Origin of the sequence: Psychrobacter sp. JB385 (assembly GCF_900163785.1) — a bacterium.
Taxonomy (GTDB): domain Bacteria; phylum Pseudomonadota; class Gammaproteobacteria; order Pseudomonadales; family Moraxellaceae; genus Psychrobacter.
The window spans coordinates 67,167-81,154 of the sequence record NZ_FUKN01000011.1 but is presented as its reverse complement, the minus strand read 5'-3'; the positions used below and the strand labels follow the sequence as shown (position 1 = coordinate 81,154).

Sequence of the window (13,988 nt, the reverse complement as noted above, 5' to 3'; positions counted from 1 at the left end):
AGACTGACTGTGATAGGCAAAATGCGATGGTAGATGTTGGCTACTATAAATAGCCCTTGCAATATACATAATTTTGCGTAAAATAGTCAGTCATTCGGGGCGTAGCGCAGTCTGGTAGCGCACTACACTGGGGGTGTAGTGGTCGCAGGTTCAAATCCTGCCGTTCCGACCAAACATAGTAGTAATAAGAAAAGCCAATCATTGATTTTCAATGGTTGGCTTTTTTTTGTGCTAAATTTGGCTAGGGATTGTATGATACATTTAAGGAATAAATAATAAAAATCTTGCAAGGCATGATAAGTAATCAAAAGCCAGCCGTTCACACACCTTTAGGCTGGCACTGCCTTGCACCTACTTTGACTTAAGGGTGTGTAAAGGTATGATATGGACTTTTCTACCGCTATTCATGTTTATGAGCATTTTTTAAATATTGATGAAAATGTTCAACTTTCGGTTAATGACTATCCTAATATAGATGCGATAGAGCATGACTCAGAAAATGAAATTGAGTTTACATATTATGATTTTGTATATAAAGACCATTTAGAGATTAGAGAAATTTTAAGTGAAAGCAGTATTACTAACCTTGATGCTCACTATATGTTGAAAAAGTTTATTCAAAAATTCATTGAATCCAAGAGCGAACGATCACAAAGTCGATTAACAAAACCTTTTACTTATAATAGTTATTTGTTGCTAGCAGACGAAGAAAAAGAAGATGAAGATGAAGGTCATAGCAATTACTTTATGGAAAGTATTGTAAGCATGATTGAATATCCTCAGTACCTATTTGAATTTATAGCTGAGTTTGGCACTTTCAATATTAATTCAAAATATGAAAAGTATCCTTACAAGCAGATAGAAAATAACGGTCAACTACCTTATATAATCGCTTCATATATGAGTCATTTGCCATTCAAATTTTACGCCCATAAAGTTGATTATGACATCAAGTTCACAAGCTATCAGGAAGCTATTGAGTGGCAAAATACCTTTTATAAGTTTTTAGCAGACAATAGATGTTTAGATATGTACTTAAGACTAAGAGATTTAACTCATACTTTTATAGGTCAAATAAAAGCCTTTAATGATGTTAATGTTGATTTAGGTTTTGATTTCTATCAAATGCAGAAAGAGTTGAGCTTTAGAAACAACAAACTAGCCTTCCTTGATTCTAGTCAAGCGAATATAGCACCCGAACTAATAGTCGCTCACTATGTTTGGAACTATATTTATTTAGAAGATAACGATTTAAACCAAAATCTATCTCATTCCTCAAAAGTTCCTCTAGTCTTAAAGAATTTTAAAAACTTACCTAAAGACCGAAGGTTTATAGATAGAATTACAGCTATTACCACACCTAGAGAGCAGAAAAACTATAACTGGAGTGGTTTTTTTAAATAGTAACTTGACTGCCTTACTGACAACATGTCACCCTAATTTAAAACTGGTTTCAAACCCTTGTCGCTTGGAGGTGACACCTCTTACCGACACCATTTTATTGAGGTGACACGCTTTTCTGACACCCATACTTATCATCTAACATAGCCCATGTAAGCCGTAGCGTCTGTTACAGCTAAATACACAACATGGAACTATACAAATGACCCACCCAAATCAGAACTCACAACAACCACCTAACACCCAACCCCGCAAACTAAAAAGCTGGCAACGCTTTTTACTTAAAGCAGCACTCAGTATTCTGTTACCCTATCTACTATCACCGCCCGATATCAGTATTTATATTTATCACATTACTATCGCTCTTCCCTCATAACGATGGCATACGCATTGCCCTAGCTGATACTCACGCTCACTAGACTTTTAGTAAGTGACCAGTTAGGGTAAATGCTTCACCATTATGTGGTTTATCCTATGTCCGAGACTATCGCTCAGCCTATTTCCACCCTGACAGATAACGCACCTTGGAACGCATATCAGCGTCCCTTTGTCCGTGATTTGGCGTACGTACTGGCATGTCCCAATGTCTTGACGACGTGGCTAGACTTTGCACCGCATCAAAACACCCATACAGTTGACGTACATAGCACCAGCTTTTGGCAAGCGCAGTTTGAGGCGTACCAGCAGCGTTTAGAGGAGCTGGATACCACAACTGCCTATCAAGACTTAACACGCTATTTACTAAAGAGACCCAGTCCGAGTCGTCTAGGATTTCATTTTGAGGGGCTGTTATCATTTTGGTTAGAGGATGGCTTTGCGCATCAGCTACATCCGTATGAGATACTCGCTAATAACGTACAGTTATACAGCGGTAAGCAAACCACGGGCGAGCTGGATTTGATTTTGTATAACCATGAAGAAAGTCTCGTTGAGCATTGGGAGCTTGCCATTAAGTTTTTTATGGGATCAGCGCCTTTTGCACCTGAGAACTGGGTTGGGATTAACTCTAGGGACAACTTAGAGCGTAAGATGACACACATGCAGACCAAGCAGTTCCGTAGCGTGTGGGTCGATACAGAAGATCATGGACGACTCAGAATCGATAAGCGTTATGGCATTATCAAAGGGCGGTTCTTTTTACCCATTCACACCACTGAATTTAAGCATCCAAGCTGGCTAGAGCCAAGTTTTCCCATACATGAGTGGTGCGATAAGAATGATCTGACCAATCTTGCGACGATTAATACGACCACCTTACGACGTGCACACTATGTGGAATGGTTTAGTAAACGTGACTTTTATGATAATTATGATGCACGTCTATCACCGCTTAACCTGTCTGAAACGGACACCCTTAGAACCGGATTGTATTTTGAAGGTGATAGACCCATCGTTATTTATTTCGCATACCCTGAAAAACCCTACGATAAGCTTTAAAAAGCGTTAGCCCTTGTTGGTAAGCAAATTTCAACCAGAATTCATGCAACAATAAATACTTACTGGCTTAATAAGTCTCAATCACTTGCATAAGCTCATACCTGAGCATATCGGCGCTGGGCATACGTTCAGCATGAAAGCGAACGATAGCAATACCTGCACTAGCAAGCGCCTTATCTTTTTTGTCATCAGCCTTTTGACGTGCTTTACTACTGTGCGTCCAGTCATCAAGCTCTATCGCCAGTAATGTCGTCTGCGCATCCACATCGACAATCACATAATCAACGCTTTGACGACAGATACGATTGAACCAAAAGCTACGCTCAGAGGTTTCATCGCTATTGGCTTCAATGATACGTGATAGCTGCACTTGGACAAAGATATGATATTCGGGTAAGGCATTTTTTAGCTTGTTAAAAAAGATAACCTCGGTGTCAGTCATAATCGGCATAGGCACAAATGGCCAAATCTCTAACTCATCACCACGTACAGGCTTTGGATCAGGCTCCAAGTTTTGACGTCTTGATAACAGCTTTGGTAATGTAATCAGCCCCAAAAAGCCAACTGCCAATATTAAAAATATAACGCCAAATGACATGGTTTTACCTTATACAATATGAAAGTGACTGACGATCTACCATGACCTTGTGAAAGGCCTTTCGTAGTAAACCAGTCACAACTGGTCAGCCTTTATAGACTGACCAGCGATACGGAGAAAAACAAAGAAATTAATGCTTATCCTAGCTAAGCTTACGCCAAGCAGCAAACACTAACGTAAAAAACACGACAGCAGCTGTCGTGTTCAGTCATAAAAAATAAAAGATAATCGGCTATAAGAGCATGGTCAAAATATTGTCTGTTGCTTTAAACGAGTCTATCAGCGTATAGATTAGCGCCAGTATAAAACCCAAGCTTCCGATGCATTCAGTTTAGGGTCACTATTGATTTTATCTTTTAGTGCCAACGCTGCGACTTTACCGCGCTCAGGCCCAACGATCACTCGAATACCGCGACTGGTCGGACTGGTTTTAACCTGATAACCTGCGGCTTGTAGTTTTTTTGCCAATTCATCCGCTTTGGCTTGATTGTTTGCCAAGGCGACTTGCACGCCGAAACTGCCTTTGGCATCGGTTTCTTTTACTTCTTTACGAGCCTCGGTAAGTTTCTGCTGAGCGTTACGTTTGGCTTCAGCGGACTTCTCAGCTGCTGCCGCTTCACGCTCTAAACGCTGTACTTGGCTACGCGATGGAATCGTTATGTTTTGACCAACCTGTAGCGATGTTGAGGGTGAAAGATTATTCGCCTGCGCCAACGCTTCTACTGGCATGTTGTATTGCCGTGCAAGCTTAATCAGTCCGTCCCCTCTTTTGACCTGATAGTCAGAAGGCGATTTTGGCGGTTCATTCTTAGCAGCTTCTGCCTTAGCCGTTTCCGCAGCTTCTCTCTTCCTTTCAGCTTGTGCTTCAGCCTGCTTTTTTGCTTCAGCTTCTTTCTTCTCTCTTGCCACTTTTTCAGCAGCGGCTTGTTCTTTCAAAGCAGCTTGTCTTTGAGCGTCCTGCTTTGCTTGCGCAGCTTGTTGCTGATCGCGCGTGCTGGCGCTTGTAGCAGCCTCGTTTGATGTATTGGTACTGTTATCATCAGTGGACTGTGCTGATGCTGATTCAGACGACTCGCTTGAGTCACTCTCTTCTACCTTAGGCGTATTGCTAGCCACATATTGCTGGCTTTCAGCACGCGCCTTCGCCAATGCTTCAGCTTCAGCAGCTTCTTGTTCGGTTAAGAACTGCTGAGCACGCATTTCTTGCTCTGCAACGCGAGCCGCGCGTTCTTTTTGTTTTTGTGCCAAGATACGTTTTTCGGTCTCGATATCAGTCGTTAATGGCTGCGAAGACTCTTGTTCGCTACTTGGCTGATCTATCAGTGCTGAGGGTAGATGTGGTTTGTTACTGTCACTAATCTGTTGCGCCATGGCGTATAGCATCACGCTACCGCCAATAATCATCCCAATGCCCAATAAGGCTTGTCTCGAAAAATTCATCCGTTTACGTCTCTTAGTTGGTAATAAGGTTGATTGAGCGGCGCAGCTATCGTCTCAAAACTACAGGGTAGCTAGATTTAGTTCGTAGTGCCTGCCCTCAATTCTATTCATCCGTTCTCAAGATTTCTGTAGACCTTGTCATACCAGTCTTTTAAACCTCTTTGATTATAAAGCATATTTTTCGTGCTGTCTGCAATCTTGCTGATACTAAGATTAACATTAATTAACGGATATTTTAACCAAGATTATGAAATTTTAAGCGCAGACAATGCCTCTCCAATGGTATGAAAAGAGCCGCACACGACAATCAGATCTTGTGGTTGGCTGGCATCCATCACCGCATCAGTTGCTGCTGATAACCGATTGAATTCATGTATTTGAGCGCCATCGACATAACTGGCCAAAATCCCTCGTAACTGCTCGGTACTGGCAGCACGTGGATAATCGATTTCGGCAATAAACCAATCACTGATTGGCAAACCAGATTCAGTCAGGCACTGTACCACCTTGTCGATGTCTTTATCCCCTAACATTGAAAACAGGATTTTAATCGTTGCGGGTGTGTGATGGGTTTGACTATCTACCTTTTGCTGCGCCAGATGCTGCTGCCAAAGTGGTAATAGCTGTTTTAATAAAAACGTAACGCCATGCTCATTATGGGCCACATCAAACAACCAATGACGCGCTTTGACCTCACGATAATCGAAGCGGCCCGCTAGCTTGACCGTTTGTAACGCTTGCTCAAGCGCAGCCATATCGACATTTAAGGGACTTGCCAATACCGCTGACAAAGCATTGGCGGTGTTCATCAATGACAATGCTGGTCGAGGTAGCTGCATCGTAATAGCTGCATTACTATACTGCCATGTTTTTGAGTCAAGTTCGCGATAACTAAAATCTTGACCAACTTGATAACAAGTGGCATCATGCTTATCAATCGCTTGCTGCACGCTAGTAGGCATCTGGTCACTGCCATAAATTAAAGCAATATCTTTACGTAGAATACCGGCCTTTTCTGCCCCGATATCTTCGATATTGTCACCCAACCAATCGACATGATCGATACCGATATTGGTAATCACTGCCATGTCAGGATCAATAATGTTGACCACGTCTAAACGTCCGCCTAGCCCCACTTCCAACACCCAAACATCACAATCTGCTTCAGCGAATATCAATAATGCTGCCAGCGTCGTCATCTCAAAAAACGACAAGGTCAAATCACACGCTAATCGTGCGGCCTCTACTTTGTTAAAGGCATCAATCAATGTCTGATCACTGACCATCTCGCCATTGATGCGCACGCGCTCATTAAACACGCTCAGATGCGGTGACTGATACAATGCCGTTTTGTACCCTGCGGCTTGGCAAACTTGTGCGATAACAGCCGTGGTTGAGCCTTTACCATTGGTACCTGCCACAGTGAACACATAGGCATCATCTTTAGCGGATTGTACGACACCAAGCAACTCAGCGACTGGCAACACTCGTGACAAACCCATGTCTATTGCAGAGACATGTATCTGCTGCATATAGTCCAACCATTCTGTTAGGCTAGATTGGTCGTTGAGATTGTGCGTCGAAGAAACTAAAGAATCAGACATGGACAAAACCTATATAAAGAATTTTGATAATTACTAAAAAAAGAAAAAATAGTATAACTGGCTTGGTAAAAACAAAAAATAGCATTTACCGTAATATGACGATAAATGCTATTCGTGAGTTTTATATATCTGGCAGATAGTAGCACAACGCTCAATCGTTATGCATATCGCCATGCGCTCATTTACTTACTGAGCATTGAGATTGGGTACATGACATAACTTCGCGAGCAAACGATAAATCGTATCAATCAGTTGATGACGATGTACCACTTCATCGACCACACCATGTTCTAGCAGGAACTCTGCGCGTTGGAATGGCTCTTCTAATGTCTCACGTACGGTTTGCTCAATCACGCGCTTACCAGCAAAACCAATCATGGCTTTTGGCTCTGCCAAGTGAATATCACCTAGCATGGCTAAAGAGGCTGTCACCCCACCATAAACAGGGTTGGTCAATACCACAATATAAGGAATGCCAGCGATTCTGAGACGTTCAATAGCGGCAGCCGTTCGTGCCATTTGCATTAAAGACAATAGGCCTTCTTGCATACGAGCGCCGCCAGACGCCGCAAAGCAGATCAAAGGTACTTTGTCTTCAAGCGCTTTTTCGGCCGCTTGGACAAAACGGTCACCAACTACCGATCCCATCGAACCACCCATGAAGCGGAAATCAAACGCACAAGTGACAACATCAAGATTGCGCAATTTACCATACATCACAATCAGCGCTTCACTTTCACCTGTTTTTTCCTGTGCCTCGCTCATACGCGCAGGATATGGCTTGCTATCTACAAAGCTGAGTGGATCTTTGGCAGTAAACTCTTGCCCAAGCTCGCCATTAACTTGATCCAGTAACCAGTTCAGACGCTCACGAGCGCTCATCGGTAAATGATGATCGCAATGCGGGCACACATAGCAGTTAAAAATCAGCGCTGTATTGGTAATCATTGAGTGGCAGCTACTGCACTCTGTTGATGGCTCGGTCTCAACTGCGGTCAAGGGTGCTGTCAGTTGTTGCTTAATACCTGGTATCTCGCGATTAAACCATGATTGCCCAGCCGTATTGCTAGTTTGAAGGCTTGGAGCAGCATCGTTACTAGCATTGGGTTTTGTTATCGTATCAGTCATATTATTCGCCATTATCAAAGGCTTATCGACAAGTTGGCTCATTTACTTGTCCCTAAGAGTAGATTTAAGAGTTGCACATAGTCATAACATGAGCAGTTATCAAGCGCACTTATATGCAACTGTAACAATTTATATGTGAGGTTAGTTTACACACGTAAACTAAGTTTAGCAAAGTCATTTCTTACTGTCTGTATAAACATTCTTACAAAGACCCTAATCATGGCTTAACACAGTTACTTTATCTTTAAGGTTTTCAATGCTCATAGTCGTATGGCATCGACATTAAACATGTTAGTGATAAAAATAACGGCTACTTTTTCACCTGAATAATTGTATCTTATCTCTATAATATAATCTTCCAATCCACTCAGGTTACTCTAAGCGCTTAAGCTATCAAGAGCGGCGCGTAGCTCATCCATTTTGATCATGATTTTTTGCTGGGCATTGGCAACAGCCGTGGCATCACTGCCATCTATATCAGCAAAATTCTGCACCAAGGCACTTCCGACGATGACGCCATCTGCATGAGCACCAATCGCTTTGGCTGACGCGGCATCACGAATACCAAAACCGACACATACTGGCAAATCGGTTTCTGCTTTGATCGCTTGAACTTGCGTTGCCACATCATCCGTATCAAGGGTGGCTGAGCCAGTCACACCTTTTAAAGACACATAATAGATATAGCCGCCGCAATGAGTCAGTACTTGCTCACGGCGCTCAGGCAATGTGGTGGGCGATAATAAGAAAATCTCATTCATCGCATGCTCAGTCAAATGCTGGGTGAAACTCCCTGCCTCTGCTGGTGGCAAATCTACCATCAAGATGCCATCGACACCTGACTGCTCACATAAGGCGACAAAATTATCGTAGCCGATGATTTCAACAGGATTGAGATAACCCATCAAGATAATTGGAGTCTGAGTGTCTTTCTGACGGAACTCCTCGACCATTTTTAGCGCATCACGCGTACTTGTACCAGCTGCTAGCGCACGCTCGCCTGCCAATGCAACCACAGGGCCATCTGCCATTGGGTCAGAAAACGGCAAGCCAAGCTCAATCATATCTGCGCCATGCTTAACCAAGTCATGCAGCAAGTCTACAGTGATGGTAGGGTTTGGATCGCCCGCCATCACATAAGGAATCAGGGCTTTTTTATTTTGTGATTTTAAAGTGTCAAAAGTGCTTTCGATTCTGGTCATAATGTTCTCTTAAGTTGTATCGGTGGCTTAGCTGACCCTTTATCAAACCATAAAGGGCGCTAAGCGATTTTTCTTATAAATAATAGCGGCATAGCCTGTCAATATAATGACTATTACAACTCAATCCCTTCTGCCTTCATCACTGAGTGCAAGTCTTTGTCACCGCGACCCGACATGTTGACGATAATGGTCTGGTCAGGCGTCATGGTTTTCGCAAGCTTTAAGGCGTAAGCAACCGCATGGGCGGACTCAAGCGCAGGAATGATGCCTTCTTTGCGCGTAGACGCATGGAATCCTTCTAGAGATTCTTTGTCAGTACAACCCACGTATTCAACACGGTTCATGTCTTTTAGGAAGCTGTGTTCAGGACCCACGCCTGGGTAATCAAGACCGGCTGAGATAGAATGCGTTTCTTGAATCTGACCATCATCATCTGCCATCAGATACGTACGGTTGCCATGCAGCACACCAATACGACCAGCTGCTAGTGGCGCAGAATGGCGACCTGACTCAATACCATCACCTGTCGCCTCGACGCCATACATTTTGACTTCAGGATCGTTTAAGAAATCAAAGAACAAACCAATGGCGTTTGAGCCGCCACCGACACATGCGACCAGCGCATCAGGGAGCTTGCCTGTTTTTTCTAAATGCTGAATACGCGCTTCTTTACCGATGATCGCTTGGAAATCACGCACCAGTAGCGGATAAGGATGCGGGCCTGCCACCGTACCAATAATATAATAGGTACTATCGACATTGGTGACCCAATCACGCATCGCTTCGTTCATGGCATCTTTGAGCGTACGAGAACCTGACGTAACTGGCACGACAGTTGCACCAAGCAGACGCATACGATAAACGTTCATCTTTTGACGCTCAACATCGTCGGCGCCCATATAGACGATACATTCTAGTCCTAGGCGTGCCGCAATCGTTGCTGTCGCGACACCATGCTGTCCTGCGCCCGTCTCAGCGATGATACGTTTTTTGCCACACATCTTGGCAAGTAGTGCCTGTCCGATGGTGTTGTTCACTTTGTGCGCGCCAGTATGGTTCAAGTCTTCACGTTTGAAATAGATTTGCGCGCCGCCAATCTCATCACTCAAACGCTTTGCATGATATAGCGGTGTTGGACGACCGACGTAGTTGACCAAATCATTGTGATACTCTTCCCAGAATGCTGGATCGGCTTTGACTTTTGTATAAAGCGTCTCTAGCTCCTCTAGCGCGGCCATCAAGGTTTCAGAGACAAAGCGACCACCGTGTACACCAAAATGTCCGCGTGCATCGGGATACTGGTTAAAATCGGGCACGTTGTCAGGATTGGTAAAGGTGTTGATGGCCGTTGCAGTGGTAGATAACTCTTTGTTCGCGACATGACTCATGATAATTCCTACTGTAATAAGTGGTATTTTTTAGTATAAATATTAGTAAATGCGGTGAGTAGTAGATGATTGAATAATACAGAACTAGCTACTCAGGTTCGAAGGTTCGCTAAGCGTCGCGTTTTGCCATCGGTCACGTTTGACCGCTTTCATAAAGGCACGCATTTTGGCAGGGTCTTTTTTGCCTTTGTTTTGCTCAATACCGCCACTGACATCGACCGCATAAATAGGCAGATCTAATGTCGCAGCGACATTGTCGGCATCCAGTCCACCCGCCAAGATAATTGGCAGCGAGCTGTCTTTTGGTATCAAACTCCAATCAAAGCGCTGTCCTGTTCCACCGTAAGCAGCGAGGTGATAAGCATCCAATAAGATACTACTGGCACCTGCTGCTGCAAATTTGTCAATCTGGGCGCGAACGCTATCGGGCGTATGCTGCTCAGCATTGATACGTAAGGCTTTCATCCAGCGCTTATTGACACTGCTTGCCAGCTGCTCACATTGCTCAGGCGTTTCGTCACCATGAAACTGAATGATATCAAAAGGTACGGTGTTTGCCAGCTCTATCAACTCGTCTTTTGGCATGTTTACAACCAACGCCACCACACTCATAAAAGCAGGCACAGAAGCGCTAAGCAGCTTCGCTTGTGCAGGCGTCACCGCACGCGGACTTGGTGGATAAAACACCAAACCGACTGCATCAGCACCCAATTGTGCCGCAGTCTGAATATCACTAAGCTGGGTAAAACCGCAAAACTTAACGTGCATGATATGACCTTAAATAGAACTCTCAGAATGCCGTTTAACCATTGGCTCACGACCACTATAACTCGTGAGCGCGATAGATTAAGTATGATGATGATTTGTTAACCAAATGGCAAATCCATTGCATCCAAAAACTTATCCTAGCATACTTTTATTCCTAATTTTGTTTATGATTGACATAAGGTTATTTGAATGTCTAAGACAGCATCAAAAGCGGCAAGCAAGACCCATAATAATGATAAAAACACGAGCGCAGCCTCGCCTCATTACTTGATGTGGTTCCGCCGTGATCTAAGGCTCCATGACAATACGGCTTTGACGGCATTGTGTGAAAAAGCCGCGACAGACAACGCTCAAGTCAGTGCTGTGTTTTTTTTGACGCCTAAGCAGTGGCAAGCACATGATACCTCGCTTGCACAAGTCGATCATATTGCCCGCACCTTGCCAATACTGGCAAAAACGCTACAAGATCAATTAAATATCACCCTTATCGTCCACCCTGCTCCAAGCTTTGCTGACTGTGTCGATGTCTTGACAACCTTGTGTCAAAAGAACCACATCAGCTGCATCATGGCAAATCATGAATACGAAGGCAATGAGATCGACCGTGATGAGCAATTAACCAAACAACTGGCAAAAGACGATATCGAGTTTGTGCGCTGGCACGACCAATGTATCTTGCCACCGCAAAGCATCACCACTAATGATGACACCATGTATCAAGTATTCACGCCATTTTATAAAAAGTGGCGTCACACAGTGGATGTGGGCGATATACAGCTACATGACGCGCCAGCTGTTAAAGACAATGATGATATTGATGTGCATTTATCAAAAACCAGTGCAAACACTGTGAAAGAGATAGAGCGTCTTTGCAAAAATACGGTCAAGGATTATCAAAAAACCTTGCAAGACGCAGAAGCACTACAGCACATAGATAGCGTGGAGCAGCTTAAACACGCTCGCGATGCCTATCCTGCAGGTGAAAAAGCGGCTTGCCAGCAACTGGAACGTTTCATTGCTGAGGACATTAATGATTATGATGTGGGACGCGATGTACCTAGCTTGCATGCCACTAGTCAGTTATCTGCTTACCTCACGATTGGTACTATTAGTCCAAGACTTTGTTATCTACAAGCCCATAAAGCGCAAGAAAAACTGCACGGCAATGACGGTGACAATGAAGACATCAATCGCTGGATAAGTGAGTTGGCATGGCGTGATTTTTATCGTCATGTACTGGTCGATAAGCCAGAGCTGATCCGTCATCAAGCTTACAAGGATGACACGGATAAACGTATCAATTGGTCTTATGGTGATGAGGATTTTAAGGCGTGGTGTACAGGTAACACTGGTGTGCCCTTGGTCGATGCTGCCATGAGAAGTCTCAATACCACTGGCTTTATGCACAATCGCTTGCGGATGGTGACGGCTATGTTCTTGACCAAAGACTTATTGATTGATTGGCGCTGGGGCGAGCGCTACTTTATGCAGCAGCTTATAGATGGTGATTTTGCTTCTAATAACGGCGGCTGGCAATGGAGCGCTTCGACGGGTACGGATTCTGCGCCCTACTTCCGTATTATGAACCCCTTTAGCCAAGGCAAGACGCATGATGCTGACGCAATATTTATCAAGACTTGGTTACCTGAGTTAAAAGATGTCCCTAATAGTACCCTGCATTCAGAAGAAAAACTTCGCAAGGCGCTCGGTAAAGGGGGTAAGTTTGCCAGCCTTGATTATCCTCTACCGATGGTTGAACACAAAAAAGCGCGCGAGCTTGCCATTGCTGAGTTTAAAAAATAACAACCTCGTCCAAGCAAACCTTTAATCGCATCAGCAAATGGTTTAACCGTTTGCTGATGAAGCTACTGGTAATTGGCACGCCCCTGCGCCTTGGGTCGTGACGGTCACGACTGCGCCTGTCATAGCAAACAGTTGCTGTAACTGTGTCTGTGCATTTTTTAGCGCCATATTCATCACATCACCGCGGCAAGCACGCTCCAAAACTTCTTCTTTGGCCATGCTCTGTGCTTGGGCTAAGATTTTTGGATCGACTTGCATCATGCCAAACGCACCTGTTTGCCAATCATAAATTTCGATATCATCCAAATAAACCGCAAATATCTCTGACGGTGGCAATGTAATATTGATTGCTGGCATAACAGCAGCTGCGTTCGTTACACTGTCTGTCTGTGTGTTCTGGTCAGCGCTAGAGGGCTCAGGCTGTACTACCTGAACCATCTCAGGCGTCAAGGCACTCAAGTCGATTCCTGCTTGTACGCGACCACGTGCGATAAACAGCCCCTTTTGCTCATCTTGCCACAGCTTCATCCAACTTCCTGGGCGCTTACTGGTAATGACGGTATCTACACTGAACGCAACCGTTTGTAAGCGATTGAGCTGCTGTATCTGGGTAACCACGCCCTCACGAGTGATGGTTTCTATCGGTTCTTCTTTTGTTATATTCTGAACACTATAAATAGCAAATACGATTGCTGCCAAACCAATCAGCAATACTATCCATGACAGTAGAGCGATTGGTCTTTTTTGTGACGTATTAGGGGCATTATTATTGATAGAAGAGCGATTATCAGACTTGTTCATATAAGCTACCTTAGAATGTGGCGTTTATTTCTATAACATCGTGATAAGTAACAATCTAAGCAATAAATGCTATGTTCGAGCAATAACTTCAAGTAACAGGTACAAATACTTTACATAATTACTCATCAAATTTTCACTCTAAAGCATGTGATCAATCGATTTAGAACTGATAAAAATCGAGTTATTGGGACTTTATTAGCGTCTCTGAGCCATGTTCGCTTTGAAAAAACAAAAAGTCATTGCGTCTTAGAGCAACTTTACCTAACATAGTCAGATTGCGTTGATAAAATGTCGGTATAGATTTATTTGATAGGTATTCGCCCTACAGATGATTTTTATAACGGCTCAATATATTGATACATCAATCAGATGTTCGCCACTCTTTCATTAGAGCGGTTTTGTTCATATGCTTTTCTTA

General features: G+C 43.7%; 12 protein-coding genes and 1 tRNA gene. 5 read left to right on the top strand and 8 right to left on the bottom strand.

Going from position 1 to position 13,988, the window contains the following annotated elements; translation table 11 throughout:
• Window positions 1-95: 95 nt before the first annotated feature.
• From CZ794_RS05905 to CZ794_RS05895, 4 genes are all read left to right on the top strand, one after another.
• Window positions 96-172, top strand: a tRNA-Pro gene (locus tag CZ794_RS05905).
• Between the two features lie 212 nt (window positions 173-384).
• Window positions 385-1,404, top strand: coding sequence for a hypothetical protein (locus CZ794_RS05900; RefSeq protein WP_087040750.1), 1,020 nt, complete (start codon window positions 385-387; stop codon window positions 1,402-1,404).
• Between the two features lie 199 nt (window positions 1,405-1,603).
• Entirely contained in the window at window positions 1,604-1,777 is a 174-nt protein-coding gene (locus CZ794_RS14070) for a hypothetical protein (RefSeq protein WP_179207257.1), read from the top strand.
• A gap of 98 nt (window positions 1,778-1,875) precedes the next feature.
• Window positions 1,876-2,838 (top strand): DUF1853 family protein, encoded by a 963-nt coding sequence (locus CZ794_RS05895; RefSeq protein ID WP_087040749.1) that lies wholly within the window; start codon window positions 1,876-1,878, stop codon window positions 2,836-2,838.
• 67 nt (window positions 2,839-2,905) lie between these two features.
• Here the strand turns inward: CZ794_RS05895 and CZ794_RS05890 are convergent, their stop codons facing one another.
• From CZ794_RS05890 to CZ794_RS05860, 7 genes are all read right to left on the bottom strand, one after another.
• Window positions 2,906-3,436: a DUF2726 domain-containing protein gene (locus CZ794_RS05890; protein ID WP_087040748.1), complete on the bottom strand. Its 531-nt coding sequence runs from the start codon at window positions 3,434-3,436 to the stop codon at window positions 2,906-2,908.
• Window positions 3,437-3,727: 291 nt separating this feature from the next.
• Window positions 3,728-4,876 carry a LysM peptidoglycan-binding domain-containing protein gene (locus CZ794_RS05885; protein WP_087040747.1) on the bottom strand — a complete coding sequence of 383 codons (1,149 nt, stop codon included), beginning with the start codon at window positions 4,874-4,876 and terminating at the stop codon, window positions 3,728-3,730.
• Between the two features lie 245 nt (window positions 4,877-5,121).
• Complete coding sequence (folC, locus tag CZ794_RS05880) at window positions 5,122-6,480, bottom strand: bifunctional tetrahydrofolate synthase/dihydrofolate synthase (protein ID WP_087040746.1); 1,359 nt, start codon at window positions 6,478-6,480, stop codon at window positions 5,122-5,124.
• A gap of 186 nt (window positions 6,481-6,666) precedes the next feature.
• Window positions 6,667-7,620 carry an acetyl-CoA carboxylase, carboxyltransferase subunit beta gene (gene accD / locus CZ794_RS05875; protein ID WP_179207259.1) on the bottom strand — a complete coding sequence of 318 codons (954 nt, stop codon included), beginning with the start codon at window positions 7,618-7,620 and terminating at the stop codon, window positions 6,667-6,669.
• 365 nt (window positions 7,621-7,985) lie between these two features.
• Window positions 7,986-8,810, bottom strand: coding sequence for a tryptophan synthase subunit alpha (trpA, locus tag CZ794_RS05870; protein WP_087040745.1), 825 nt, complete (start codon window positions 8,808-8,810; stop codon window positions 7,986-7,988).
• A gap of 113 nt (window positions 8,811-8,923) precedes the next feature.
• Window positions 8,924-10,126 (bottom strand): tryptophan synthase subunit beta, encoded by a 1,203-nt coding sequence (gene trpB, locus CZ794_RS05865; RefSeq protein WP_256958892.1) that lies wholly within the window; start codon window positions 10,124-10,126, stop codon window positions 8,924-8,926.
• 156 nt (window positions 10,127-10,282) lie between these two features.
• Window positions 10,283-10,966 carry a phosphoribosylanthranilate isomerase gene (locus tag CZ794_RS05860; protein ID WP_179207256.1) on the bottom strand — a complete coding sequence of 228 codons (684 nt, stop codon included), beginning with the start codon at window positions 10,964-10,966 and terminating at the stop codon, window positions 10,283-10,285.
• Between the two features lie 189 nt (window positions 10,967-11,155).
• On the opposite strand from CZ794_RS05860, the gene CZ794_RS05855 reads away from it, so the two are divergent.
• A complete protein-coding gene (locus tag CZ794_RS05855; protein WP_087040743.1) occupies window positions 11,156-12,769 on the top strand; it encodes a deoxyribodipyrimidine photo-lyase in 1,614 nt (537 codons plus the stop codon).
• 42 nt (window positions 12,770-12,811) lie between these two features.
• Here CZ794_RS05855 and CZ794_RS05850 read toward each other — a convergent pair whose 3' ends face one another.
• Complete coding sequence (locus tag CZ794_RS05850) at window positions 12,812-13,570, bottom strand: DUF4230 domain-containing protein (protein WP_087040742.1); 759 nt, start codon at window positions 13,568-13,570, stop codon at window positions 12,812-12,814.
• Window positions 13,571-13,988: the final 418 nt, after the last annotated feature.

Coding starts and splice junctions, on each gene's coding strand:
- CZ794_RS05900 (WP_087040750.1), top strand. CDS start 385: ATGGACTTTTCTACCGCTATTCATGTTTATGAGCATTTTTTAAATATT.
- CZ794_RS14070 (WP_179207257.1), top strand. CDS start 1,604: ATGACCCACCCAAATCAGAACTCACAACAACCACCTAACACCCAACCC.
- CZ794_RS05895 (WP_087040749.1), top strand. CDS start 1,876: ATGTCCGAGACTATCGCTCAGCCTATTTCCACCCTGACAGATAACGCA.
- CZ794_RS05890 (WP_087040748.1), bottom strand. CDS start 3,436: ATGTCATTTGGCGTTATATTTTTAATATTGGCAGTTGGCTTTTTGGGG.
- CZ794_RS05885 (WP_087040747.1), bottom strand. CDS start 4,876: ATGAATTTTTCGAGACAAGCCTTATTGGGCATTGGGATGATTATTGGC.
- folC (WP_087040746.1), bottom strand. CDS start 6,480: ATGTCTGATTCTTTAGTTTCTTCGACGCACAATCTCAACGACCAATCT.
- accD (WP_179207259.1), bottom strand. CDS start 7,620: ATGGCGAATAATATGACTGATACGATAACAAAACCCAATGCTAGTAAC.
- trpA (WP_087040745.1), bottom strand. CDS start 8,810: ATGACCAGAATCGAAAGCACTTTTGACACTTTAAAATCACAAAATAAA.
- CZ794_RS05860 (WP_179207256.1), bottom strand. CDS start 10,966: ATGCACGTTAAGTTTTGCGGTTTTACCCAGCTTAGTGATATTCAGACT.
- CZ794_RS05855 (WP_087040743.1), top strand. CDS start 11,156: ATGTCTAAGACAGCATCAAAAGCGGCAAGCAAGACCCATAATAATGAT.
- CZ794_RS05850 (WP_087040742.1), bottom strand. CDS start 13,570: ATGAACAAGTCTGATAATCGCTCTTCTATCAATAATAATGCCCCTAAT.